Raw genomic sequence first — 25,399 nt, forward strand, 5'->3', positions numbered from 1 at the left:
GGACAGGTACCGGCGCCTCCGTGCGGGCCGTGGATGGATTAGCCGGCGGCCTCAGCCTGCAGGCGTTCGCGTTCCTCGCGGGCAGCATCTTCGCGGACCTTCGCCCGGCGTTCCCGGGGCCCTTCGATCAGCTGGTAAAGCACGGGAACCAGGACCAGGGTCAGCGCCGTGGAGGAGATCAGGCCGCCGATAACGACCACCGCCAGCGGGCGCGAAATGAAGCCGCCTTCCCCGGTCACCCCGAGTGCCATCGGCGTGAGCGCCAGGATCGTGGCCAGTGCCGTCATAAGGATCGGCCGCAGGCGCTGGCGTGCGCCGCGGATGATCGCGTCCCGGACATTCATGCCCGGCTGGCCGCCGTGCGGCCTGCGGTACTGGTTGATGAGGTCCATCAGCACAATCGCGTTGGTCACCACAATGCCCACCAGCATCAGCAGGCCAACCAGGGACGGCAGGCCCAGCGGAACGTTGGCGATGAGCAGCGCAATGATCGCGCCGGTTGCGGCGAACGGCACCGATACCAGAAGGATCAGCGGCTGGATCAGGGACTTGAAGGTGGCCACCATAATCACGTAAACGATCGCGATGGCCGCCAGCAGGGCCCAGCCCAGCTGGGTAAAGGACTCGTTCTGCTGCGTTGCGGCACCGCTGAGAGTCGCAGTCACCGACGTTGGCAGGTCCACGTTGGCCAGCTCGGCCTGCACTTCGGCAATGGCTCCGCCGAGGTCGTCACCGGACGGGGTCACCGAAACGAGCGCGGTGCGTTCCCCGCCGGAGGAGGTGACAGACGTCGGTACCTGGACTTCTTCCACCACGGCCAGGTCACTCAGCGGCACCGGGCCGCCAGCCGTGGGGACCACAATCCCGGCGAGCTGCTCAATGGTGGTGACTTCGGTGCCTTCGCCGATGAGCACGGGAAGGTCGTCGGTTCCCAGCCGCACGGTACCGGCTGGAAGCGGGCTCAGGGTGGAAGCCAGGATGCCGGCAACCTGCTGTTCGTCCAGTCCGGCGGCTACGGCCTTGCCGCGGTCAATGCTGACCTCGACCACCGGCTCGGAACCGGCGAGGTTGGAGGTTGCCTCCGCCACTCCCGGAAGGTCGGACATGGCCGCGACCAGGGCGTCGGAGGCAGGCTGAAGTTCCGCCGGGTCGCCTGCGGAGACCTCGATGTCCACGGTGTTGGAGGTGCCGAAGCCGCCGCCCTGGGTTCCCAGGGAAATGGTCCCGGCATCCTCGCCCAGGTCTTCGAGTTCGCGGCGGACGGTGTCCCGCAGCTCAACCTGGTCCACATCCTGCTCGGTGATGACGGTGAAATTGGCTACGGAGGCGCCGCCTGCCGTGAACGCGGCGATACCCGACGTGGAGGTTCCCATGGTGACCTGGACGTCCTTGATGCCTTCGGTTCCGGACAGGACCTCTTCAACGGATTCGGCGGCAGCGGAGGTTGTCTCCAGGGAGCTGCCGGCCGGCAGCTCCTGGCGGACGCTGAACGTGTTCTGGCCGGTATCGCCCAGCAGGTTGGTCTGCAGCAGCGGGGTCAGGGCCGCCGTTCCGCCCAGGATCAGGACGCCGGCCAGCAGCGTGAAGACAGGATGGTTCTGGGTGCCGCGGAGGACCGGCAGGTAGCCGCGCTGCAGGAAGGTTTTCTCTTCCCGTGCTTCGGCCTCTGCACGGTAGGCCTCCGGATCGCTGACGGGTTTGGAGGACTTCAGGAACCAGTAGGCGAGCACCGGAACGATCGTCAGGGACACCAGAAGCGAGGCGAGCAGGGCCAGGGACGTGGTGACGGCAAACGGGCGGAACAGCTCTCCGGCGAGGCCGCCCACCAGGGCAATGGGGGCAAAAACGGCAACGGTGGTCAGGGTGGAGGCCGTGACGGCACCGGCAACTTCGCGGATGGCGGTCAGGATGGCGGTGCGTTTCTCCTCGCCGTAGCCGAGGTGCCGCTTAATGTTTTCGATCACCACAATGGAGTCATCCACCACCCGGCCGATCGCGATGGTCAGCGCACCGAGGGTCAGGATGTTCAGCGAGTAGCCGAAGGCCAGCAGGCCAATGAAGGTCACCAGCAGCGAGAGCGGAATGGACACAGCCGTGACCAGGGTGGAGCGGACCGACAGCAGGAACACCAGGATCACCAGAACGGCAAAACCAAGCCCCAGCAGGCCTTCAGTGGTGAGGTCGGAAATCGACTTCTCGATGAACGGAGCCTGGTCGAAGATCACTGTGAACTTCGCGCCGTTGCCCAGCTCATCCTGCAGGGACGGGATCAGGTCCAGTACTTCGTGGGAGATGCCCACCGTGTCACCGGCCGGCGTCTTGGTGATGGAGATGGCAAGCGTGGCTTCGCCGTTGGTGCGCGTAATGGAGGTCTGCTCGTCGTCGGTTACTTCGACGGTCGCGACGTCGCCGATCGTCGGCGGGGCTGCTCCCGGAGCTGCGCCTTCGGCCTCTATGGGAAGCGCGGTGATTTTCTCGATAGAGTCCAGCGGGCTGCCCACCTGGATGGAGAGTGTACGGCTCTCCTCCTGGACGGTACCGGCCGGGATCAGGGCGCCGCTGTTTTCAAGGGCAGAGGCAATGGCCGACGGCGACGCGCCCAGTGCGGCCAGGGCCGCCTGGTCGGGTGAAATCGCGATGTGCCGCTGGGAACCGCCGGTCACCTCGGCAGTGCGCACACCCTCGATTTTCTGCAGCCGGGGAACGGTCAGGCGCTGCAGCTCGGAGTTCAGCTCGCTGAGTGACTGATCACTGGAGACCGCCAGATAGACGATCGGGAAGTCACTGATGCTGCCGGCCAGTGACTGCGGGTTCGCGTCCTCCGGGAGCGTCTGGCGCGCGTTGGAGATAGCCCGGTCAACCTGCCCGCGGGCACGGTCAAGATCCGTCCCGTAGGCGAAGGTGAGGGTGATGGCGGAGATCGAGGACCGCGACGTCGCGGAGGAGGACTCCAGCCCTTCGACTGCAGTCAGCGCAGCCTCAAGCGGCTCGCTGATTTGCGCATCCACGACCTCGGGGGAGGCCCCGGGAAGGGCCGTGATCACGCTGATCTGGGGGAATTCAAGTGCAGGGATAAGTTCCTGCTTGAGGGAGTTCAGCGAGATGACGCCGAAGACCGCTACAAAGACTGTGATGAGGGCAATAAGAGCCCGGTTGGAGAGGGAGAGTTTGGCCAGACGATCCATGAACCTGCCTTTATTTGTAGACGGATTCATCATACGTGCGCATGGACGTCCCTCCGGTCCGCCGCGGCAGCCCTCCACCGTGCGGAACGGGTTTAAAACAGCGGTGTCCCGGACTGCGGCAGCAGTCCGGGACACCGGCGGGGCAGCAGCGGCTAGGCCAGCTTCAGCACCCGGTTGGTCTCGGCAAGGATCTCGTCGGCCAGGGACTCATTCTCGTTGAGCTTGATGCCGTAACCGGGGACCATTTCCTTGATCTTGGCTTCCCAGCCCGGGAACTCGGCAGGGAAGCAGCGCTTCATCAGGTTGATCATGATGGGCGGGGCGGTGGAGGCTCCGGGGGAAGCGCCCAGCAGTGCGCCGACCGTGCCGTCCGCTGAGGTGATGAGTTCGGTGCCGAACTGCAGCACGCCGCCGCTCTTCGGGTCCTTCTTGATGACCTGGACGCGCTGTCCGGCGGTGATCAGGTCCCAGCCCTCGGTGACGGCCTCGGGGTAGAACTCGCGCAGGGCCTTGGTCTTGCCCTCGCGGGACTTCAGGACCTCGGTGACGAGGTACTTCACCAGGGACATGTTGTCCTTGGCAACAGCGAGCATCGGCACCAGGTTGTGCGGGCGCACGGAGAACGGCAGGTCCGTCAGGGAACCGTTCTTGAGGAACTTGGGGGAGAAGCCGCCGTACGGTCCGAACAGCAGGGACTTCTTGCCGTCCACGAACCGGGTGTCCAGGTGCGGCACGGACATGGGCGGGGCGCCAACCGAAGCCTGGCCGTAGACCTTGGCGTTGTGGGCGGAGATGATCGACTCGTCGGTGGAGCGAAGGAACTGGCCGGAGACGGGGAAGCCGCCGAAACCCTTGCCCTCGGGGATGCCGGAACGCTGCAGCAGATGCAGTGCGCCGCCGCCGCCGCCAATGAACACGAAGCGTGCCGACACGGTCCGGGAAGTCTTGGTGGCGCGGTTGCGGACCGTGACGTCCCAGCCGCCGCCGGAGTTCCGGGTCAGGTTGGTGACTTCGTGGCCGAAGTTCAGTTCCGCACCGTTGGCCCCGAGGTAGTTGACCAGTTCGCGGGTGAGGGCGCCGAAGTCCACATCGGTGCCGCCGGCAACGCGGGAGGCAGCCACCCGCTGGCCGGAATCGCGGCCCTTCATGAGCAGCGGAGCCCATTCGGCGATCTTGCTGTGGTCCTCGGAGAACTCCATGGACTTGAACAGCGGTTGGGCGCTGAGGGCTTCGTAGCGCTTGCGCAGGTACTCGGAGTGTGCGTCTCCCCAGACGAAGCTCATGTGGGGCAGCGGGTTGATGAAACCGCCGGAAATGTGGCCCTGTTCCACCAGGTGGGCCCAGAACTGGCGCGAGACCTGGAACTGCTCGTTGATGCCAACAGCCTTGGCGGGATCAACGGTGCCGTCCGGGCCGGCCGGGCTGTAGTTCAGCTCGCACAGGGCTGCGTGGCCGGTGCCTGCGTTGTTCCAGGGGTCGGAGCTCTCGGTCCCGGCGCGGTCCATCCGCTCATAGAGGGAAATGTCCCAGTCCGGTGCCAGCTGCTTCAGGAACGCCCCAAGGGTCGCGCTCATGATGCCGCCGCCGATCAGCAGTACATCAGTTCTGTTTGCGGACTTCTCCGCCGGGCTCTCAGCAGTCAACTTCATATCTCCAGTCACGTGGACGCTAGCCTTTGAAGCCTATCTCTCCCAGTGGTGCTTACTAAAATTCGGCAGCGATTGTCACCGCTCCCGCCAGTTACACGCTAGTCCGCGAGGCGGACGTTGTTGAAGACCTCGTTGAGGACCGGGGAAGTGGGGTACTGCGTCACCCGGGGCGAGAGCGTGAGGGTGGAGATCGGGAAAGCCAGCGGGACGGCGGGAACCCGGGTGGAAATGCGGTCGGAGATGGACCTGTACGCCTCAGCCCGTTCCTCGGCGTCAGCCAGGGTGCGCGCGCGGTCCACCTTGGTGAAGAGCTGGGCGTCGTCGTAGCCGAATTCCTCGGTGTAGGAACCGAACAGGGTGCCTATGAAGTTGTCCGCATCCATGTAGCTGCCCGACAGGCCGGACAGGTGGAGGGCGCGGTCTCCGTTCTTGGAGACAGCATCGAGGTAGCCCTCTGACCATTCCATCGGTACCGGCCGGATGTTGAAGCCGGCTGCAGTGAGCTGCCGGCTGAGCTCGGCGTAAACCTTTTCCGGGTTGGGCAGGTAAGCGCGGGTGACGCGGCGCGGGTAATAGAAGGGCAGCTCCTCGCCGGCGTATCCGGCTTCCTCCAGCAGCTCCTTCGCGCGCTCGGGGTTGTGGCCGTAATTGGTCACGTTCTCGGAGCGCAGGCCCAGTTTCTCCGGAAGGAACTGGTTGGCAGCCTTGGTGCCGTTCAGGAACAGGCCTTCCAGCAGGGCCGGCTTGTCGATCGCGTGGGCAATGGCCTGGCGCATCTTCGGCTCGTCAAGGCCGGGGAAGTTCTGGTTGATGCCCAGGTAGAGGATTGAATACGGGTCGCGCTGCAGGATCTGCATCCCGGCGCGGGCGAGTTCCCCTACATCGGAGACGGTCACCAGGTCATAGCCGTCCACCCCCCCGTTCTTCAGGGCGCGCAGGCGGGACTCGGGGCTGGTAATGGTGCGGAACACCAGATCGCGGATCTGGCCGCGCTCTCCCCAGTAGTCCGGGTTGGAGACCAGCGTCAGCTCGTCCTCCACCCAGCTGGAGAACATAAAGGGACCGGTTCCTACGGGCTGCTGCCCGTAGGCCGAAAGCCGCGTTCCGTTGCGTTCCTGGTCCAGGCTGTCGGCTTTTCCGCTCTCCAGCGCCTGGGGAGATGAAATGGCGAATTCCGGAGATGCCAGGGCGGGAACGAGGCCAGGCAGGCGGGTGTTGAGCTCCAGCCGCACGGTGTACTCATCTGCGGCGGTGCAGGACTTGAACGCCGACAGTTCAGGAGTGTCTGCGAATCCCTTGAAGACGGAGCTGAACATCAGCACCTCAGGGCCGCGTGCCGACTCGGGCAGGTTGTACCAGCGGTCAAAGTTCGCGCACACGGCTTCGGCGTTGAAGGCGGTGCCGTCGTGGAACGTGACTCCGCTGCGCAGGGTGAATTCGTAGGTCCGGCCGTCCTCGGATTCATTCCATTCCTCGGCGAGTCCGGGTACCGGGGCAGAAGTCAGGGGGTCGACGCCCACCAGGGTTTCCAGGATCTGGCGGGTCACGCGGTGTGATTCGGTGTCCACGGCCAGGAACGGGTCAAGTCCGGTGGGACGAGCCGCCGTGGCGAAGGTGAAGGCGGCAACCGGTCCGGCTGCACCGGAGGCAGAGGGTGAACCGCTTGGGGCCTCTTCTTCCGGCCGCGCGGCGGTGCACCCGGTCAGAGCGAGCGCGGCGGCAATGGCGGAAGCTTTGATCACGGAGCGCCGCGTGGCGGAATTAGTCACAGCTGCTGGGTTCTCCTCGAGGCACGCACCATCCCGGCCTGGGCGGTGGATTTCTTAGTCTAAATGATAAAAAACCGGTAAAGGCGGGTGAGAGTTGCCTCACAACAGGGCTTTGGTAAGGCAGGATATGGAAATGACTGAAACCAGCCCTGAATCTCCGCTGCTCGAAGTGACCGATCTCGCGGTCGGCTTCCAGACCATGGACGGCCCCGTGCAGGCGGTACGCAAGGCCGGATTCAGCCTCGGCGCCGGGAAAACCCTGGCGATCGTGGGCGAATCCGGATCCGGAAAATCCACGACGGCGATGGCGGTGATCGGGCTGCTTCCCGGCAACGGCAAAGTCTCATCCGGCAGCATCCGCTTTGACGGCCGGGAACTGGTGGGACTGCCGGAGTCGAAGATGCGCGCGATCCGCGGACGGTCAATCGGGCTGGTGCCCCAGGACCCAATGTCCAACCTGAACCCGGTAACGAAGATCGGCACCCAGGTGGCGGAGACCCTCCTGGTGCACGGCATGGCCACCTCCAAGGATGTGGACCGCAAGGTTATTGAGGTGCTGACGGCTGCCGGCCTGCCTGACGCGGCGGAGCGGGCCAAGCAGTACCCGCACGAGTTTTCCGGCGGTATGCGCCAGCGTGCTCTGATCGCCATTGGCCTGGCGTGCCGCCCGCGGCTGCTGATCGCTGACGAACCCACCAGCGCCCTGGACGTCACCGTGCAGCGGACCATTCTGGACCAGATTGGCCGGATGACGGACGAGCTGGGCACCTCGGTCCTGCTTATCACCCACGACCTGGGCCTCGCTGCCGAACGTGCCTCCGACCTGGTGGTCATGCACCGCGGCGAAGTGGTGGAAACCGGTCCGGCCCGCCAGCTCCTCGAGGACCCGCAGCACCCCTACACACAGTCCCTCGTCAGCGCCGCCCCGAGTGTCGCCGCGGTGCGGCTTCATCCCGGAGCCTTCGCTGCTCCCGCCGCCGAGCGGCTCTCCGTAGTGGAGGACACGCCGTCGTCCGCCGGTGCCCCAGAGAACGGAACAGGTGCGGAGAAGGCGCCGGACAATATTGTTGAAATCCGGGACCTGAACAAGGTGTACAAGATCCGCGGGAAGTCAGGGGACTTCCATGCCGTGAAGAACGTGAGCCTGGAGATTCCCCGGGGACGCACCGTTGCGATCGTGGGGGAGTCCGGGTCGGGGAAGACCACCACGGCGCGCATGCTGCTGAAGCTGATTGAACCGACCAGCGGTTCCATGACGTTCGACGGCGTGGACATCGCCTCCCTGCAGAAGGGCAGCCTCAGCGATTTCCGCCAGCGGGTACAGCCCATTTTCCAGGACCCGTATTCCTCGCTGGATCCCATGTTCACCATCGAGCGGATCCTTGAGGAGCCGCTGAAGACCTACAAGCGGGGCAACCGTTCCGAGCGTGCTGCGCGGGTCCGCGAACTGATGGAACAGGTGGCCCTGCCGGCCTCCATGCTGCGCCGGTATCCCGCGGAGCTTTCCGGCGGTCAGCGCCAGCGTGTCGCGATTGCCAGGGCGCTGGCCCTGAAGCCGGAGCTGATCATCTGTGACGAGCCGGTGTCCGCGCTGGACGTGCTGGTGCAGGCGCAGATCCTGAAGCTGCTCGGAGACCTGCAGCGGGACCTGGGACTGAGCTACCTCTTCATCAGCCATGACCTGGCCGTGGTCCGGCTCATCTCGGACTACGTGTGCGTGATGAAGGACGGGGAACTGGTTGAGGCTGCCACCTCGGAGGAAGTCTTCCAGAATCCGCGGCACCCCTACACCCGCAAACTGCTGGCCTCGATTCCGGGCAACGAGCTGAACATCCAGGATGAGATGGCTTCCTGACCCAGGTACCAAAAACGAAAGGGTCCGCTTCCCATTCGGGGAAGCGGACCCTTTTGCTTAAACGGACTACTTGCGCCGGGTTTTCGGATCCAGGGCTTCACGCAGGGATTCACCCAGCAGGGTAAAGCCCAGGGCCGTGACGGCGATGCAGATGCCGGGGAGGAATGCCAGCTGCGGTGCCACGGCCAGCTCATTCTGCGCGTACGTCAGCATGCGGCCCCACTCGGCACTTTCCGGGCGTCCTCCGCCCAGTCCCAGGAAGGACAGGGCAGCGGCGTCGATCACGGCGGTGGCCAGGGTCAGGGTGGCCTGGACAATCACGGGCCCGACGCTGTTGGGCAGCAGGTGGCTCATGGTGATGGTCCGGGTGCTCAGGCCCAGCGCCTGTGCGGAGAGGACATAGTCCGCCCCGCGCTGGCTGATCATTGAGGAGCGCAGGAGCCGGGCGAAGATCGGCACCTGGGAAACCCCGATGGCGATCATCACCGCCGTAGGCGTCTGTCCCAGCACCGCAGCGATGCTCACTGCCAGCAGCAGGTTCGGTACGGAGAGCAGGATGTCCACGAACCGCATGATCACGTTGTCGATCCAGCCGCCGAAACCGCCGGCGATGACGCCGAGCAGCATGCCGCCGGCCAGGCCCAGCGCGGTGGAGATGACACCGATGAGCAGGGAAGCCTGTGCTCCCCAGATGAGCTTGGAAAGAACGTCCCCGCCGAACCGGTCCAGACCCAGCGGATAACCGTCGATTTCACCGGGGCCCGGGATCGACGTGGGCGTGATTTCTGTGCGTCCGGGCAGTTCCTCGCCGCCGTACGGGGCAAGGATGGGGGCCAGGACGGCGACCAGCAGGAACAGGCCCACAATGACGGCACCGGCAATGGCGGCGGGATTGCGGCGGAGCCTGCGGAAGGCATCGCGCCACATCCCGCTCCCGCGGGTATCCGGTGCGGAGGGTTCGTCGGGGCGGACGGCGCCGCCTGGCGGCGGCGGAAGAACTGTACTCATTGCACCCTCACCCTCGGGTCGATGAAGCCGTACGAGACGTCAACCAGCAGGTTGATCAGTGAATACGCGACGGCAATAAAGATGATGAAACCCTGCAGCACCGGGTAGTCCAGGTTGAAGATGGCATCCCGGAGGAACCGGCCCACTCCGCTGAAGGCAAAGACTGTCTCGGTCAGCACCGCGCCGGAAATCAGCAGGCCGGTCTGCAGGCCAACCGTCGTCGTGACCGGAAGCATGGCGTTGCGCAGGACAAAACGGTTGCGGATGGTGCGTTCCATCAGGCCCTTGGCCCGTGCGGTGCGGACATAGTCCGCGCCCTGCACCTCAAGGACAGAGGCACGGGTGATGCGCACGATGATGGCCAGCGGAATGGTGCCCAGGGCAATACCGGGAAGCACCAGGTGCATCAGGGCATCCCAGGAGGCGTCCCATTCCCTGGTCAGTAATCCGTCGAGCACGTAAAAGTCCGTGACGTGCGTGGCGTTGATCCTGGGGTCCTGCCGCCCGTCCGTGGGGAAGAGCGGGATCTGGATGGCCAGGAGCCATTTCAGGATAAAGGCGAGGAAAAACACCGGAACGGTGATGCCGATCAGGGACAGCACCACGGAGGAGTGGTCCCAGAAACGGCCGTAGTGCCTGGCTGCCAGGTAACCCAGCGGTATGCCGATGCCGATCGCGAAGATGAGGGCGACGGCGGCGAGTTCCAGGGTGGCCGGGAACCTGGTGGCGAATTCTTCAAGGACCGGGCGGCCGGTGACGGTGGAGACTCCGAAGTCGCCCTGCAGGAGTTTGCCCACATAGGTGAAGTACTGCTCGATGAGCGGGCGGTCGAAACCGTAGGCCTCATTGATCCTGGCGATGGCCTCGGGTGTGGCCTTATCTCCCAGAAGGGCGGTTGCCGGGCCGCCGGGGAGGCTGCGGACCCAGATGAACAAAAGGATGGACAAGCCGATCAGGGTCGGGATCAGCATTAACAGGCGCTTGCCTATAACTCGCAGCACGAGTGTCCTTTCTCAGCCGGTTGTGCGGCTGCGGAAAAGGTAAGGACAGAACGGACCGGGACCCAGCGCAAGCTGGATCCCGGTCCGTTTCGCCGCTACTTGTTGAGCTTGATCTGGTTGAAGACTTCGTCGTTCACGGGGGAGGCCGGGTAGGAATCCACACGCTCCGAGAAAGCAAGCGACGGCGCCGGGTGGGCCAGCGGCACAGCCGGGACGTACTTGGCGATGTCGTCGTTGATCTTCTCGTACATCGGAGTCTGCTCTTCCAGGCTGCTCACCTGGCGGGCGGCTTCGAGCTGATCGAAGATCTCCTGGTTGGTGAAGCCGAACTCCGGCTTCTCCTGGCCGAAGAACACGCCCACGAAGTTGTCCGTGTCGTTGTAGTCGCCGGTCCAGCCCAGCAGGTGGATGCCGTGGTCTTCAGTGGCCTGGACGCGGTCGAGGTAGTCCGGGGACCACTTGCTCGGCTGCGGGTTGACCTTGATGCCCACTTCCTCCAGCTGTGCGGAGATGTTCGAGAACACCTGCTCGGGAGTCGGCATGTACGGGCGGGAGACTCCGGTCGGGTAGTTGAAGTCCACGGTGAAGCCGTCCGGGTAGCCGGCTTCCGCCAGCAGTTCCTTGGCCTTCTCGGGGTCGTAGTCGTACGTGGTGACGTCCTCGTTGTAGCCGTTGACGACGTCGGGAATGAACTGCGTTGCAACCTTGGTGCCTTCGGGAAGGGTCTGGTTGACCAGGGCTTCCTTGTCGATGGCGTGGGCGATGGCCTGGCGGACCAGCGGATCAGCGAGCTGTTCCACCTTCTGGTTCATGCCCAGGTAAAGGATGGTGAAGGGGTCACGCGGGATGACCTTGAACCCGGCGTCGGCCAGTGCCTGGGTATCGGCCGGGGCCACCAGGTCGTAACCGTCAATGTCGCCGGACTGCAGGGACTGGCGGCGGGAGTTGGGATCATCGATGACACGGAAGATGATGTCCGTGACCTGTCCCTGGTCGCCCCAGTAATCCTCGTAGGCGGACAGCGTGATCTGGTTGCCGACCTCCCAGCCTTCGAATTTGAAGGGGCCGGTGCCGGTGGGGTGTTCCTTGGCGTAGGTGGTCAGTGTGGGGGCCTCGGCGGTGCCGGACGCCTCGTCGGCTGCGTATTCTTCCATCGCCGTCGGGCTCTGCATGGAGAAGGCCGGCAGCGAGAGTGCGGCGATGAAGCCGGCGAAGGGCTTGGCCAGGGTGACCACGGCCTGGTTCTCGGCCGGAGCCTCGCAGGACTCGTACGTTGCGGTCTCCGGGCTGTCAGCGAAGCCCTTGAACAGCTTGCTGTAGTAGTAGGCAAGGCTTTCAGCCTGCTGGATGCCGGTGAAGTTGTACCAGCGGTCGAAGTTGGCGCAGACGGCTTCGGCGTTGAACGGCGTGCCGTCGTGGAACGTGACGCCCTCTTCGAGATCGAAGGTGTAGGTCAGGGCGTCCTCGGAAGTCTCCCAGGACTTGGCCAGCAGCGGTGCGGGATCCGCGGTGCCGGGCTCCACGCCCACCAGGCCTTCAAAGATCTGGCGGCTGACCCGGAAGGACTCGCCGTCGGAGGCGAACGCGGGGTCAAGGGTCTTGGGGTCCGAGGACGCTGCAAAGACGAAGGTACCGTCAACCTCGGAGGCTGTTGCGCCGTCGTCTGCTGCGTCCCGGTTGCTTTCGGCGCAGCCTGAGAGCACGAGTGCGCTCATGGCCAGTCCGGCGGTTAGGGCGGCAGCCCGTCGCCGGGTCTGCCGGCTGAGAGTGAATCTGCCAGCAAGGGTCATTTTTCTATCTCCTCTGGGCGTGAGGTCCGTTACCCGCCGGTTGGCCGGAAACGTCCATTGTGTTGTGGAACACACGTGTAGTCCCAGAGCCTAGCGGCACGGGCGGGCTGGTTTGGGACGCTAACCGTGTCCTGTCCGGTCACAATTCGGTTACACAGTGCCCTGCGGTTTTCCCGGAAACGGATGGACAGCGGTCCCGCCCGGCCGTAGCGTCGAAACATGGGCACCTCCTCGGCCGGCAATGGACGTCCTGCCCTGACAGCACTGGCTGCCGGGGCGGCTCTCGGCTTGACCGCCGCGGCCGCCGGGGCTGTGCTGGAACGGCTGCGCAGGAATCCGGTGCTTTCCCGAAGCGGGCGGTTTTTCCCTGATCCGGCAAAGCCGGGCGCCGCTTCCGTCCCCGTCAGCGCCCGCAAGGACCCGGACCTTCCCGGCTGGAAGCAGGCGATGCCGGGATCGGCGGGTACGGTGACGGTCGAGGTCAGTTCACTGGACGCCGGAACGGGAAGTCCGCGGCGTACCTGGATTGTCCACAACGGGCCCGAGTGGCAGTCCCGCCCGGGGGAGCTTATGGTGCCTCCGGAGCATCCCCGCGGGGCCGATGGGTCCGCCCGGCTGTGAATCAGCTCTCACTTGCCCGGTTTGGTTTTCGCCAGCGGAAAAGTACTGGTAGAGTTTCATGTCGTTGCCGAGCGCAAAGAGCTGGTTTCACCAGCATGAATGCTCTCAGCAGCTGCCAGCACCTCTAGCTCAATTGGCAGAGCAATTGACTCTTAATCAATGGGTTCCGGGTTCAAGTCCCGGGGGGTGCACAGCCAAGACCCGCTGTTCCGGCTTACCGGAACGGCGGGTCTTTTTTGGTTGGCCTCCTCCCGGCGGCGGTACGTTCCGGGCCCGTTGACGGGCGGCCGGCCGGGTTCAGGCGCTGCGCGGCGGGCGGCCGCAGGCGCCGACATGGCCACGGGAATGCATAAGCACTGCGGCGGGCGCCGTTTAGGACTGCGGGAAAAAGGATGGTAGAGTATTTTCCCGGTGCTGATCGCCCGGCAAGTTCGCCGAAACTGATCACCGCCACGCACCTCTAGCTCAATTGGCAGAGCAATTGACTCTTAATCAATGGGTTCCGGGTTCAAGTCCCGGGGGGTGCACAGTGCAGGAAAGCCCCGTCCTTGTCAGGCAGTATGCCGGACCAGGACGGGGCTTTTCGTTTGCCGTCCGGAGGCCTCTGCCCGCCGTCGGGCCTTCCGGCGGCTGGCCTGACTGCCGTAGCATCGCCGGGAGTAAGGAGCCGTTTTCCGGCGGCTCAGCATGCCTTATCACGGGAGCCTGCCATGAGCAGTGAAGTCCGAATCGAGAATCCGGCCAAGGACACTTATGTGCTCCGCAATACAAGCGGCAGGTCGCTGGATGAAGTGATGGTGGATCTGGCCCGGACCGGAGCAACATCCCAGGACCTTCCAGCCGGCATGGATCTGGCACCGGAGGAGGGGGTGGAGTTCCATCTCCACCATCACGGGGGCTACCAGCCGCCGGCAAGCATGCACGTTAGGTGGCAGGGCGGACCGGAATGGGTTGAAGTGCCCGTGGGCTAGTTCTACATCCTGCCCCAGCGGGCGCGCACCAGGGCGAAGACTCCGTAGCAGATGAGCCCGGCAGCAATCGCAAGGATCAGAGGTGGCCCGAACGGATAGCGCATCAGCGCCTGCAGGCTGCCGTCCAGGCCCGTCGATTCCTCTGGCCGGTGGTTGACGGCAGCTGCGATAAAGAGCAGCCCCACCAGGAACAGCGCTATGCCCTTTCCGATGTGGCCGGCCACACCGAGTGCATTCAGCAGATGGCCCCGGCGGGTGTCCGCGAAATACTTCAGTTCCGGCCGGAACCTCCGTGCACATCCCTTGAAGACGAAGTAGGCGCCGATGCCGAGGACCAGCGCACCGACTGCGCCCAAAGCGGGGGAGCCCGCCGGTGAATTCAGGACGGCGGCGCTGAAGTCCGAGGTCCTGTCTCCGGAATCCCGTCCCCTGCCGGCGGCGAAGGCAGCGAACGTACCTGCAACACTGCCGTAGATAAAGACCAGCGCCCCGGAAGAAACGCCCTTGGCCAGTCTGTCCCGCAGCGGCTTATGGCGCACGCGCACGGTAGCTTCGGCAAGCTGCCACAGTGCCAGGGAGGCACAGGCGATGCACCCGCCCCACATAAGCAGGGGGCCGAAAGGCTCCGAACGCGCCAGCGGACCTATGGCACCGCTGGTCTCCGCCTGCCCGTAGCCGCCAAGCGCAACACCGGCTGCGATTGAGCCAACGAGGATGTGCAGCAGGGCAAGGACTGCAAACCCAGACCGGGCCAGAATGTCCAGTCCAGGGCTGTCTGCCGCTTCCTGGAGTGCTTCGGCGGTCTCGCTGCCGGCATCCCGGTCAGGTTCGGCACTCATCACCCCATCCTCCTGCCGGCTTCACTGTGGCTGTGGATCTACAGTAGCCCCGGCGGGGCGTGGGGTGCGCTAAGAGATTAAACGCCGGAGGGCGCACCAAAACGGTGCGCCCTCCGGCGTAAAAACCCGAGTCCCTGTGCAGCCCTAGGCTGTCCTGGTAGCGGTGTCCAGCGGGACGTCCAGGGGTGCGTCCAGCGGTACCGGGAGGCCCGGAACATCCACTGCCATGTGCCAGCGCGGATTGCCGAGTTCGCGAATGACCGTACGCAGCTGACTGCGCAGGTCTTCGGAAAGCAGCTCCCCGCCGTCGAGCAGGGTGCGCTCGATGTCCTGTGCCTCATGCAGGGCTTCAATGCCGGCAGGAGTGATGGACACCATGTGGCTGCGCTTGTCCAGGTCGTTGCGGACCCGGGTGACGTGCCCGTGTGCTTCGAGACGGGCAAGCGTCTTGCCCATCGTCTGTGCTTGAACGCGAACCAGCTGCGCAAGATGCGCCTGAGTCATGGGGCCCTGGGAATCCAGAACTCCAAGGGCGATAACGCCCGCGTGGGTCACTCCTATTCTGACCAGCCGCTCGTTCCAGGCATGTTCTACCAGGCGTGCGGCTGTTGATAAGAGGCGACCGGTGGGCCAGTGCTCCATATCCGGCATAAAACTGAACTCTTCCTTTCGAGTGCGGATTCACGCGGCCTGATCGGATAGCCTACAAATCCAGTGTCTAGGATAGCCAACCGCAAGCCTGCTGTCGTCCTGTGACACAGCCTTTGCTCAATTGATACCTAAGGAGCCCCGTCTCTTATGTCGAAACTCACCCCCGGTGACCCGGCGCCCGATTTCACCCTGACGGCTTCGGACTCCTCTGCCCAGTCCCTGGCTGACCTGCGCGGCCGCAGCGTCATTATTTATTTCTACCCGGCGGCAGCAACTCCGGGATGCACCAAGGAAGCCTGCGACTTCCGTGACAACCTGAATTCACTTGCCTCTTCCGGGTACTCAGTCCTCGGCATCTCGCCGGACAAGGTGGAGAAACTGGCCAAGTTCGCCGCGGATGAGTCCCTGAACTTCCCGCTGCTCTCCGACCCGGACCACGCCGTGGCGGAGGCCTACGGAGCGTGGGGCGAGAAGAAGAACTACGGAAAGACCTACGAAGGGCTCATCCGTTCCACCATCGTCGTTGATCCCGAGGGCAAGGTTTCCCTCGCCCAGTACAACGTCCGCGCCACCGGCCATGTTGCCAAGCTGCGGCGTGATCTCGGTCTCGACTGAACCTCGGGTACACTAAAGGCTGGCTTTCGCCGGGGAACCGGTGGGCCTGCCGCGCGCGAGTGGCGGAATTGGCAGACGCGCTGGATTTAGGTTCCAGTGTCTTCGGACGTGTGGGTTCAAGTCCCTCCTCGCGCACCAGAGCAAAACACCCCGGTCACCGGCCGGGGTGTTTTTCTTTGCCCGGCGGGCACCGCCGCTAGGGTAGGGAAGCATGTCAGCCGAACCGAAAGTGCGCACCATCACCGTGCCCACACCGCAGCTTCTTGATGCCCTCTCACCGCTCCCCGCCGGGATGCGGGCTGTTCTCTGGGACTTCGACGGCGACCCCGAGGGCGTCAGCTACGAAGACATCGATGCCGTCGTCGCACCGTACACGGGCGGCACTTCCTGGCAGCAGGGCATTGCCCGGGTGCCGAACCTGCGGCTGCTCCAGGCACAGACAACCGGCTACGACGGTCTGCCGGAACTCGCGGGGCAGGGGACAGCCGTGGCAAGCGCCGCAGGTGTTCACGCGGCTGCCACCGCTGAACTGGCCGTAGGACTAATGCTCGCCTCACTGCGCGGAATCGATGCGGCCGTTCGGGACCAGCAGCATGGCCGGTGGAACCCGCAGCGGCACCCCGGGCTGGCGGACCGGAAGGTCACGCTGGTCGGTGTGGGCGGAATCGGCAGGGAGATCGCCGCCCGCCTTGAACCGTTCGAAGTCCGGCTCACCCGGGTTGGCAGCACGCCGCGGGACGACGCCGATGGGCGTGTTCATGGCGTGGATGAGCTGGTGGAACTGGCTGCCGATACCGAGGTACTGGTGGTTATTACCCCGCTCAATGAGCACACGCGCGGACTCATCGGCGCACGGGTGCTGGCTGCACTTCCCGACGGAGCGCTGGTTGTCAATGTGGCCCGCGGTGCCGTTGTCGATACGACGGCGCTGACCAGGGAGGTTGTCTCTGGGAGGCTACGCGCGGCGCTGGATGTTGTGGATCCGGAGCCGCTGCCGGCGGACCATCCGCTCTGGAGCTGCGCCAATGTGATCATTACGCCGCATGTAGGCGGCAACTCAGAAGCCTTCACCCCTCGGATTGAAGACTTTCTCCGCCGCCAGGTGCAGCAGCTTGCGGCCGGGAAAGAGCCACTGAACCTGGTCCAGGCCGGTCCCTGGCAGCAGTCCGGGGCCTAAGCCAGGTCCAGGAACACATCCAGGAACGAGTGGAAGTCCGTCCGGTCACCGTCCTGGCGCAGCAGCCGGCGCTCACCGCTCGGAGCGGCTGGGAGTTCAGCTTCCGCCTCGACCCCGAACCTGAAGACACGGCCGGTGCTGGTGCCCACCTCATAGCCGCCGGGAAAAACCTCATCCGTGTGGGAGAGGTTGGTGGTGTTCACTGCCGTTGGCGGCTCCAGGCCCTGCAGCGAGTCCGCAGCAAACGGTGCGAACACCAGTTCCGGCGGGCTCCAGCGGTAGCCCAGGACGAAGTACCCCGAGGAATCCGGCAGGGGAGTGGCGCAGACCAGGTTGTAGTCGCCGTAGTTGGGCATCTGTGAGTCGAAGACCCGGCGGAGGGAGGATTTCAGCTCATCGCTGGAGTGGGCATCTTCCGATCCTGTTTCCGCTGTCATGCTCCCCAGTGTATGGACTCGCACCCACATCGGGGGAAGCGCGCCGGGCGGGCGGGCAAACTTCATCCGGCTGTGCGGGCGGCGTAACCCGGACGTAACACGGACCCGGCGCCGTGGCTGGATGCGCGGGGCCGGGCGGGAAAGGAATAGGATTTTGCTATGACCACGGAGAGCACCCCTGACATCAAACCCCGCAGCCGAGTCGTCACCGACGGTATCCATGCAGCGCCTGCGCGCGGCATGTTCCGCGCGGTGGGAATGGGTGATGACGATTTCGCCAAACCCCAGATCGGCATTGCCAGTTCCTGGAACGAAATTACCCCCTGCAACCTCTCCCTGAACCGGCTGGCCCAGGGCGCCAAGGAAGGCGTGCACGCCGGCGGCGGCTTCCCCATGCAGTTCGGCACCATCTCCGTCTCCGACGGCATTTCAATGGGCCATGAGGGCATGCACTTCTCCCTGGTGTCCCGCGAAGTCATTGCCGACTCCGTTGAAACCGTGATGATGGCCGAGCGCCTGGACGGCTCCGTCCTGCTGGCCGGCTGCGACAAGTCCCTGCCCGGCATGCTGATGGCAGCTGCCCGCCTGGACCTCTCCAGCGTCTTCCTCTACGCCGGATCGATCATGCCCGGCTTCGCCAAGCTTGAAGACGGAACGGAGAAGGAAGTCACCCTGATTGACGCCTTCGAAGCCGTCGGTGCCTGCGCCGCCGGCAAGATGAGCCTCAAGGACCTGGACACCATCGAACGTGCCATCTGCCCCGGCGAAGGCGCCTGCGGCGGCATGTACACGGCCAACACCATGGCCTGCATCGGTGAGGCCCTGGGTATGTCCCTGCCCGGTTCCGCAGCCCCGCCCTCGGCAGACCGCCGCCGGGACGAATTCGCCCGCAAGTCCGGCGAAGCCGTCGTGAACCTGCTGCGCAAGGGCATCACCGCCCGCGACATCATGACCAAGAAGGCATTCGAGAACGCCATTGCCGTCACCATGGCATTCGGCGGCTCCACCAACGCCGTCCTGCACCTGCTGGCCATCGCCCGTGAAGCCGAAGTGGACCTCACCCTGGAGGACTTCAACCGCATCGGCGACAAGATCCCGCACCTGGGTGACCTCAAGCCGTTCGGCCGCTACGTGATGTACGACGTCGACAAGATCGGCGGCGTGCCCGTCATCATGCGCGCACTGCTCGACGCCGGCCTGCTGCACGGCGACTGCCTCACCGTCACGGGCAAGACCGTTGCCGAGAACCTCGAAGCCATCAACCCGCCGGACCCCGACGGCAAGGTGCTCCGCGCCATCGACAACCCGATCCACAAGACCGGCGGCATCACCATCCTGAAGGGATCGCTGGCTCCGGAAGGCGCCGTCGTAAAGTCCGCTGGCTTCGACGCCGATGTCTTCGAGGGCACGGCGCGCGTCTTCGAACGTGAGCAGGGCGCACTCGACGCGCTCGACGCCGGACAGATCCATGCCGGCGACGTCGTCGTCATCCGCTACGAGGGACCCAAGGGCGGCCCCGGCATGCGCGAGATGCTCGCCATCACCGGCGCCATCAAGGGTGCCGGCCTGGGCAAGGACGTGCTGCTGCTGACCGACGGCCGCTTCTCCGGTGGCACCACCGGCCTGTGCATCGGCCACGTGGCACCGGAAGCAGTCGACGGCGGACCGATCGCCTTCGTCAAGGAGGGCGACCGCATCCGCGTGGACATCGCTGCCCGTACGTTCGACCTCCTGGTGGAGCCCGAAGAGCTCGAAGCCCGCAAGGTCGGCTGGGAGCCGCTGCCGGCAAAGTTCACCAAGGGTGTCCTCTCCAAATACGCGAAGATGGTCAACTCGGCTTCCACCGGGGCTTACTGCGGTTGATACGCCTCCCCAAGGGCACCCGCTGGCGCGGATGCCCTTGGGGCCCCTAAGGCGCATCAACCTTATTAAGCCCTGCCGCCTTGGGCGGGCGGGTGCTGAAGACCCGCTAGCGCGGGTGGGTGCCCTGCCGCCTTGGGCGGGCGGGCGTCGCCAGGGCACCCGCCGTACTCCCGAAATGGCAGAAACTGCTCGTTACAGGCTTCATACGAGCCGTTTCTGTCATCTCGGTGGTGGGGGAGGGTCCCTGCGGCGCGGCTCGCCTGAAGGTTCTCGTGTCCGGAGAGTGGGACGGTTTGTCCATATAATGAGATGGAACAGCCTCCGGTTGACACCGTCAGCGGAGGAGGGGAACACTGATCTTTATGCAGATCGTAACCGTCGTCCTTAGCAAGCGCGTGGCGTAACAGCCCGACTTGAAAAAGACGTCACGCGCGGACCCCTACGGAGCCAACAGGCACGAGGGGTTTTTTTATTGGCTTCAGAAAGCACAGAGACCGCTCCGGGCTTACCCCCCGGGCGGCCGCCGCATCAGAACAAAATGGATATGTATCCGCAAAGGAAGTTTCCGATGAGTAAGGGATCGCCAGCCAGCCCGTCGCTGATGGCACACAAGACAGGCCCGGCCCGCACCGTGCCGTCCAAAAACAAAGATGCAGCTCTTTCTGTCAACCCGGCTGAAGCCATGGACACCCGCGTCCAGGGCCCCAATAACGTAGTACCGCCGACTCAGATGACCGGTTCGCAGGCCATCGTCCGGTCGCTGGAAGAACTCGGAGTCGAAGACGTCTTCGGTCTGCCGGGCGGGGCGATCCTGCCCACCTACGACCCGCTGATGGATTCCACCAAGCTGCGGCACATCCTCGTCCGGCACGAACAGGGCGCCGGCCACGCAGCCGAAGGCTACGCCATGGTCACCGGCCGTGCAGGTGTCTGCATTGCGACGTCGGGCCCAGGCGCCACCAACCTGGTAACCGCCATTGCCGACGCGCACATGGACTCAGTTCCGATGGTTGCGATCACCGGACAGGTCAACAGCGCCGTGATCGGTTCCGATGCGTTCCAGGAAGCGGACATCGTCGGTATCACCATGCCGATCACCAAGCATTCCTTCCTGGTGACCAACGCTGACGAGATCCCCAGGATCCTTGCTGAAGCGTTCCATATTGCAACGAGCGGCCGTCCCGGCCCGGTCCTGGTGGACATCACCAAGGACGCACAGCAAGCCAAGACCACGTTCTCCTGGCCGCCGAAGATCGACCTGCCCGGCTACCGCACCGTGGTGCGCGGCCACTCCAAGCAGGTCCGCGAGGCAGCCCGGCTGATTGCGGCTTCCCAGCGCCCGGTGTTCTACGTGGGCGGCGGTGTGCTCAAGGCTGATGCCTCAGCGGAACTGCTGGAACTGGCGGAGGCGGTCGGCGCACCCGTTGTGACCACCCTGATGGCCCGTGGCGTGTTCCCGGATTCGCATCAGCAGCATGTAGGCATGCCCGGCATGCACGGCTCGGTCTCGGCCGTTACCGCGCTGCAGCAGTCGGACCTGCTCATCACCCTTGGTGCGCGCTTCGATGACCGCGTCACCGGTGTGCTCTCTTCCTTCGCTCCTGGAGCCAAGGTCATCCACGCGGACATCGATCCGGCGGAGATCTCGAAGAACCGCACCGCAGACGTGCCGATCGTCGGATCCGTGAAGGAGATCATCCCGGAGCTGACGGACGCTGTCCGCAGCCAGTTCGAAGCCACCGGCACACCGGACATCACGGCCTGGTGGGCAGTCCTAAACCGGATTCAGGAAACCTACCCCACCGGCTGGACCGAACCCGAAGACGGCCAGGTTGCACCGCAGCACGTGATCAAGCGGATCGGTGAACTCACCGGCCCCGAGGGCGTCTACGTGGCAGGTGTTGGCCAGCACCAGATGTGGTCTGCCCAGTTCATCAACTACGAGCGTCCCCGCGCCTGGCTGAACTCCGGCGGCCTGGGCACCATGGGCTACTCGGTGCCGGCAGCCATGGGCGCCAAGGTCGGCAACCCTGACCGTGTGGTCTGGGCGATCGACGGCGACGGCTGCTTCCAGATGACCAACCAGGAACTGGCCACCTGCCTGATCAACAACATCCCGATCAAGGTAGCCATCATCAACAACTCCTCCCTGGGCATGGTCCGCCAGTGGCAGACCCTGTTCTATGAGTCCCGCTACTCCAATACGGACCTGAACACCGGGCATGACACGGTTCGGGTTCCGGACTTCGTGAAGCTCGCCGACGCCTACGGCTGTGTGGGACTGCGCTGCGAACGCGAAGAGGACATCGACGCGACGATCGAGAAGGCACTGTCCATCAACGACCGTCCCGTTGTCATCGACTTCGTGGTCAGCCGCGACGCGATGGTCTGGCCGATGGTTCCCTCCGGAGTCAGCAATGACCTCATCCAGATCGCCCGCAACATGACACCCACCTGGGAAGAGGAGGAGTAGGGAACATGGCACGCCACACCCTTTCCGTGCTGGTAGAAGACGTTCCCGGTGTCCTGACCCGGGTTGCGTCCCTGTTCGCCCGACGGGCGTTCAACATCAATTCTTTGGCTGTCGGGCCGTCGGAGGTTGCGGGTCTTTCCCGCATCACCGTGGTTGTCGAGGCCGAAGGTGACCTGTTGGAGCAGGTCACCAAGCAACTGAACAAGCTCGTCAACGTCATCAAGATTGTCGAACTTGTTCCCGAGTCTTCCGTGCAACGCGACCACATCTTGGTCAAGGTTCGCGCGGATGCCGCAACCCGGCTGCAGGTAACCCAGGCGGCCGAGCTGTTCCGTGCTTCAGTGGTAGATGTGTCTACAGACTCCCTGATCGTTGAGGCAACTGGCACCGCCGATAAGCTCAACGCACTGCTCTCAGTGCTGGAGCCCTTTGGCATCCGCGAAATTGTTCAATCCGGAACCCTGGCCATCGGCCGCGGCGCAAAGTCGATGTCCGACCGCGCGCTGCGCAGCGCCTAGTTCCACCCACAAACCTTTATCCAAGACCAAACAGGAGATATTGAAGTGACTGACATGTATTACGACGACGACGCAGACCTGTCGATCATCCAGGGACGCAAAGTCGCCGTCATCGGCTACGGCAGCCAGGGCCACGCACACGCCCTGAGCCTGCGTGATTCCGGTGTTGATGTCCGCGTTGGCCTCAAGGAAGGCTCCAAGTCCCGCGCCAAGGCAGAAGCCGAGGGCCTGAAGGTCCTCAGCGTTGCCGACGCCGTTGCCGAGGCAGACCTGATCATGGTCCTCACCCCGGACCAGGTCCAGCGCTTCGTCTACGCCGAGGAAATCGCCCCGAACCTGAAGTCCGGCGACGCCCTCTTCTTCGGCCACGGCTTCAACATCCGCTACGGCTACATCCAGCCGCCGGCCGACGTCGACGTCGCTCTGGTTGCTCCCAAGGGCCCGGGCCACATTGTCCGCCGCGAATTCGAAGCAGGCCGCGGTGTTCCCGACCTGATCGCCGTCGAGCAGGATGCCTCGGGCAAGGCCAAGGACCTGGCACTTTCCTACGCCAAGGCCATTGGCGGCACCCGTGCAGGCGTCATCGAGACCACCTTCACCGAAGAAACCGAAACCGACCTGTTCGGCGAGCAGGCTGTCCTCTGCGGCGGCGCTTCCCAGCTGATCCAGTACGGCTTCGAAACCCTGACCGAAGCCGGCTACAAGCCGGAGGTCGCTTACTTCGAGGTCCTGCACGAGCTCAAGCTGATTGTTGACCTGATGGTCGAGGGCGGCATCGCCAAGCAGCGCTGGAGCGTTTCCGACACCGCTGAGTACGGCGACTACGTCTCCGGCCCGCGCGTGATCACCCCCGAGGTGAAGGAAAACATGAAGGCTGTCCTCGCGGACATCCAGAACGGTGCCTTCGCCAAGCGCTTCATCGATGACCAGGACGCCGGCGCACCGGAGTTCAAGGAACTGCGCCAGAAGGGTGAAGACCACCCGATCGAGGCCACCGGCCGCGAACTGCGCAAGCTCTTCTCCTGGATCAAGTCCGACGACGATTACACCGAAGGCTCCGTCGCCCGCTAATTCCGCCAGTAACAAAGACACGGATTGTTCGTGTCCGGAACCGCGGCGTTACGCTTGAAAAGCAAGCCGTTTCGGTAAGGAGGCCGGGCCCTGCATGGGGTCCGGCCTTCGGCGTGAAATACCCAAAACCACATCGACACACAGCTAAAGAGGTCATCGGTGACTGCCACCAAACCAGTAGTACTTCTCGCGGAGGAACTCTCCCCGGCCACGGTTGAGGCCCTGGGCCCCGATTTTGAGATCCGCCAGACCGACGGCGCGGACCGTTCCCAGCTGCTCTCCGCCATCGCGGATGTCGACGCGATCCTGGTGCGCTCCGCCACCCAGGTGGATGCCGAAGCAATTGCGGCCGCCAAGAACCTCAAGGTCATCGCCCGCGCAGGCGTTGGCCTGGACAACGTGGACATCCGCTCCGCCACCCAGGCCGGCGTTATGGTGGTCAACGCCCCGACGTCGAACATCATCTCCGCTGCCGAACTGACCGTTGGCCACATCCTCTCCCTGGCCCGGCACATTCCGCAGGCTTCCAGCGCCCTTAAGGGCGGAGAGTGGAAGCGCTCCAAGTACACCGGCACCGAACTGTTCGAAAAGAAGGTCGGCATCATTGGCCTGGGCCGCATCGGCGCCCTCGTGGCAGCCCGCGTCCAGGGCTTCGGCACCGAGGTCCTGGCCTACGACCCGTACATCACTTCCGCCCGGGCGGCCCAGCTGAACGTCAAGCTGGTCACCCTGGATGAGCTGCTGGAACAGTCCGACTTCGTGACCATCCACATGCCCAAGACTCCTGAGACGCTGGGCATGCTCGGCGCCGAGGCGTTCGAGAAGATGAAGGACACCGCCTACGTGGTGAACGTCGCCCGCGGCGGCCTCGTGGACGAAGACGCGCTTTACACCGCGCTGACCGAAGGCAAGATCGCCGGCGCCGGCGTCGACGTCTTCGTGAAGGAACCGAGCACTGACCTGCCGTTCTTCGCCCTGGACAACGTCATTGTCACCCCGCACCTGGGTGCCTCCACCGACGAAGCGCAGGAAAAGGCGGGCATCTCCGTTGCCAAGTCAGTGCGCCTGGCCCTGGCTGGTGAACTGGTGCCCGACGCCGTGAACGTCGCCGGCGGTGTGATCGCCGAGGACGTCCGCCCGGGCATCCCGCTGATCGAAAAGCTGGGCCGGATCTTCACCGCCCTGTCCCACGATTCAATGACCGCCATCGACATTGAGGTGGCCGGCGAAATCGCGGCACTGGATGTGAAGGCACTTGAACTGGCAGCGCTGAAGGGCATCTTCACCGACATCGTCTCGGAGCAGGTCTCCTACGTAAACGCTCCGGTGCTGGCTGAGCAGCGCGGCATCGCCGTCCGCCTCATCACCACCCCCGACGTCGACGACTACCGGAACCTGCTGACCATCCGCGGCGCGCTCTCCGACGGCACCCAGCTTGAGGTTGCCGGCACGCTGACCGGTCCGAAGCAGATCCAGAAGCTCGTGGGCGTCAACGGCTACGACCTCGAAATCCCGATCAGCGAGCACCTGCTGGTGCTGCTCTACCAGGACCGTCCCGGCGTCATCGGCGCCCTGGGCCGCATTCTGGGCGAAGCGGACATCAACATTGCCGGCATGCAGGTTGCCCGTAACTCCGAGGGTGGCCAGGCCCTGTCCCTGCTCACGGTGGATTCCTCCGTGCCGCAGGACGTCCTGGAAACCGTCCGCGAAGCCATCGGCGCAACCGTGGCACGCGAAGTGGACCTGCAGGACTAATCTGCCCTGTTTTCGGAAAGGCCGGCACCCGCACGGGGCCGGCCTTTCCTGCGTCCGGGGACGCATCCGCGGGGCGTATGGTCTCCACCCGCAGTACGACACCGCGGGGCGCAGGGTTCAGGCCGGAAGGCGATGTGCGGTAGGGACCCGC

19 protein-coding genes and 3 tRNA genes are annotated in these 25,399 nt (G+C 64.5%); 13 read left to right on the forward strand and 9 right to left on the reverse strand.

What is annotated here, in order from left to right:
• Positions 1–38 precede the first annotated feature (38 nt).
• From ACWGQ2_RS12230 to ACWGQ2_RS12240, 3 genes are all read right to left on the reverse strand, one after another.
• The gene (locus ACWGQ2_RS12230) at positions 39–3,185 is read right to left on the reverse strand and encodes an efflux RND transporter permease subunit (protein ID WP_452017615.1); all 3,147 of its coding nucleotides are present in this window, start codon (positions 3,183–3,185) and stop codon (positions 39–41) included.
• A 152-nt stretch (positions 3,186–3,337) separates the two neighbouring features.
• A complete protein-coding gene (locus ACWGQ2_RS12235; RefSeq protein WP_452017617.1) occupies positions 3,338–4,834 on the reverse strand; it encodes a malate:quinone oxidoreductase in 1,497 nt (498 codons plus the stop codon).
• A gap of 98 nt (positions 4,835–4,932) precedes the next feature.
• Positions 4,933–6,603 carry an ABC transporter substrate-binding protein gene (locus ACWGQ2_RS12240; protein ID WP_452017619.1) on the reverse strand — a complete coding sequence of 557 codons (1,671 nt, stop codon included), beginning with the start codon at positions 6,601–6,603 and terminating at the stop codon, positions 4,933–4,935.
• Between the two features lie 133 nt (positions 6,604–6,736).
• On the opposite strand from ACWGQ2_RS12240, the gene ACWGQ2_RS12245 reads away from it, so the two are divergent.
• Positions 6,737–8,458, forward strand: coding sequence for an ABC transporter ATP-binding protein (locus ACWGQ2_RS12245; RefSeq protein ID WP_452017621.1), 1,722 nt, complete (start codon positions 6,737–6,739; stop codon positions 8,456–8,458).
• A gap of 66 nt (positions 8,459–8,524) precedes the next feature.
• Here the strand turns inward: ACWGQ2_RS12245 and ACWGQ2_RS12250 are convergent, their stop codons facing one another.
• The 3 genes from ACWGQ2_RS12250 to ACWGQ2_RS12260 all read right to left on the reverse strand — a co-directional run bounded on the left by ACWGQ2_RS12250 (position 8,525) and on the right by ACWGQ2_RS12260 (position 12,257).
• Complete coding sequence (locus ACWGQ2_RS12250) at positions 8,525–9,466, reverse strand: ABC transporter permease (protein ID WP_452017623.1); 942 nt, start codon at positions 9,464–9,466, stop codon at positions 8,525–8,527.
• Positions 9,463–10,467 carry an ABC transporter permease gene (locus ACWGQ2_RS12255; RefSeq protein WP_452017625.1) on the reverse strand — a complete coding sequence of 335 codons (1,005 nt, stop codon included), beginning with the start codon at positions 10,465–10,467 and terminating at the stop codon, positions 9,463–9,465. The genes ACWGQ2_RS12250 and ACWGQ2_RS12255 overlap by 4 nt, the downstream gene beginning before the upstream one ends.
• Before the next feature lie 95 nt (positions 10,468–10,562).
• Positions 10,563–12,257 (reverse strand): ABC transporter substrate-binding protein, encoded by a 1,695-nt coding sequence (locus tag ACWGQ2_RS12260; protein ID WP_452017627.1) that lies wholly within the window; start codon positions 12,255–12,257, stop codon positions 10,563–10,565.
• A 219-nt stretch (positions 12,258–12,476) separates the two neighbouring features.
• Between ACWGQ2_RS12260 and ACWGQ2_RS12265 the strand changes: the two genes are divergently transcribed.
• From ACWGQ2_RS12265 to ACWGQ2_RS12280, 4 genes are all read left to right on the forward strand, one after another.
• On the forward strand, positions 12,477–12,878 hold the full coding sequence (locus tag ACWGQ2_RS12265; RefSeq protein WP_452017629.1) for a hypothetical protein: 402 nt from the start codon (positions 12,477–12,479) through the stop codon (positions 12,876–12,878).
• Between the two features lie 118 nt (positions 12,879–12,996).
• A tRNA-Lys gene (locus ACWGQ2_RS12270) sits at positions 12,997–13,069 on the forward strand.
• Between the two features lie 263 nt (positions 13,070–13,332).
• A tRNA-Lys gene (locus ACWGQ2_RS12275) sits at positions 13,333–13,405 on the forward strand.
• A 183-nt stretch (positions 13,406–13,588) separates the two neighbouring features.
• Positions 13,589–13,849 (forward strand): hypothetical protein, encoded by a 261-nt coding sequence (locus ACWGQ2_RS12280; protein ID WP_452017631.1) that lies wholly within the window; start codon positions 13,589–13,591, stop codon positions 13,847–13,849.
• A 2-nt stretch (positions 13,850–13,851) separates the two neighbouring features.
• Here ACWGQ2_RS12280 and ACWGQ2_RS12285 read toward each other — a convergent pair whose 3' ends face one another.
• Together ACWGQ2_RS12285 and ACWGQ2_RS12290 are read right to left on the reverse strand one after the other, a co-directional pair.
• On the reverse strand, positions 13,852–14,688 hold the full coding sequence (locus ACWGQ2_RS12285) for a DUF1206 domain-containing protein (RefSeq protein ID WP_452017633.1): 837 nt from the start codon (positions 14,686–14,688) through the stop codon (positions 13,852–13,854).
• A 144-nt stretch (positions 14,689–14,832) separates the two neighbouring features.
• Complete coding sequence (locus tag ACWGQ2_RS12290) at positions 14,833–15,339, reverse strand: MarR family winged helix-turn-helix transcriptional regulator (protein ID WP_452017635.1); 507 nt, start codon at positions 15,337–15,339, stop codon at positions 14,833–14,835.
• Between the two features lie 147 nt (positions 15,340–15,486).
• Between ACWGQ2_RS12290 and bcp the strand changes: the two genes are divergently transcribed.
• From bcp to ACWGQ2_RS12305, 3 genes are all read left to right on the forward strand, one after another.
• Positions 15,487–15,954, forward strand: coding sequence for a thioredoxin-dependent thiol peroxidase (bcp, locus tag ACWGQ2_RS12295; protein ID WP_452017637.1), 468 nt, complete (start codon positions 15,487–15,489; stop codon positions 15,952–15,954).
• Positions 15,955–16,007: 53 nt separating this feature from the next.
• Positions 16,008–16,092: transfer RNA gene (locus tag ACWGQ2_RS12300), tRNA-Leu, on the forward strand.
• A gap of 73 nt (positions 16,093–16,165) precedes the next feature.
• Entirely contained in the window at positions 16,166–17,131 is a 966-nt protein-coding gene (locus tag ACWGQ2_RS12305; RefSeq protein WP_452017639.1) for a 2-hydroxyacid dehydrogenase, read from the forward strand.
• On the opposite strand, the gene ACWGQ2_RS12310 is transcribed toward ACWGQ2_RS12305, so the two are convergent.
• Positions 17,128–17,568, reverse strand: a complete 441-nt coding sequence (locus ACWGQ2_RS12310; protein WP_452017641.1) for a hypothetical protein — start codon at positions 17,566–17,568, stop codon at positions 17,128–17,130. The two genes, ACWGQ2_RS12305 and ACWGQ2_RS12310, sit on opposite strands and share 4 nt — an antisense overlap.
• A gap of 159 nt (positions 17,569–17,727) precedes the next feature.
• Here ACWGQ2_RS12310 and ilvD point away from each other — a divergent pair, with 159 nt between their 5' ends.
• The 5 genes from ilvD (at position 17,728) to serA (ending at position 25,248) form a co-directional block, all read left to right on the forward strand.
• Complete coding sequence (gene ilvD / locus ACWGQ2_RS12315) at positions 17,728–19,431, forward strand: dihydroxy-acid dehydratase (protein WP_452017643.1); 1,704 nt, start codon at positions 17,728–17,730, stop codon at positions 19,429–19,431.
• Between the two features lie 568 nt (positions 19,432–19,999).
• Entirely contained in the window at positions 20,000–21,904 is a 1,905-nt protein-coding gene (locus ACWGQ2_RS12320) for an acetolactate synthase large subunit (RefSeq protein WP_452017645.1), read from the forward strand.
• Positions 21,905–21,909: 5 nt separating this feature from the next.
• Positions 21,910–22,422, forward strand: coding sequence for an acetolactate synthase small subunit (ilvN, locus tag ACWGQ2_RS12325; RefSeq protein WP_452017647.1), 513 nt, complete (start codon positions 21,910–21,912; stop codon positions 22,420–22,422).
• 45 nt (positions 22,423–22,467) lie between these two features.
• The gene (gene ilvC, locus ACWGQ2_RS12330) at positions 22,468–23,493 is read left to right on the forward strand and encodes a ketol-acid reductoisomerase (RefSeq protein WP_194782432.1); all 1,026 of its coding nucleotides are present in this window, start codon (positions 22,468–22,470) and stop codon (positions 23,491–23,493) included.
• A 159-nt stretch (positions 23,494–23,652) separates the two neighbouring features.
• Positions 23,653–25,248, forward strand: coding sequence for a phosphoglycerate dehydrogenase (serA, locus tag ACWGQ2_RS12335; RefSeq protein ID WP_452017649.1), 1,596 nt, complete (start codon positions 23,653–23,655; stop codon positions 25,246–25,248).
• Positions 25,249–25,399 lie beyond the last annotated feature (151 nt).

The organism is Arthrobacter sp. NPDC055585 (assembly GCF_053619115.1).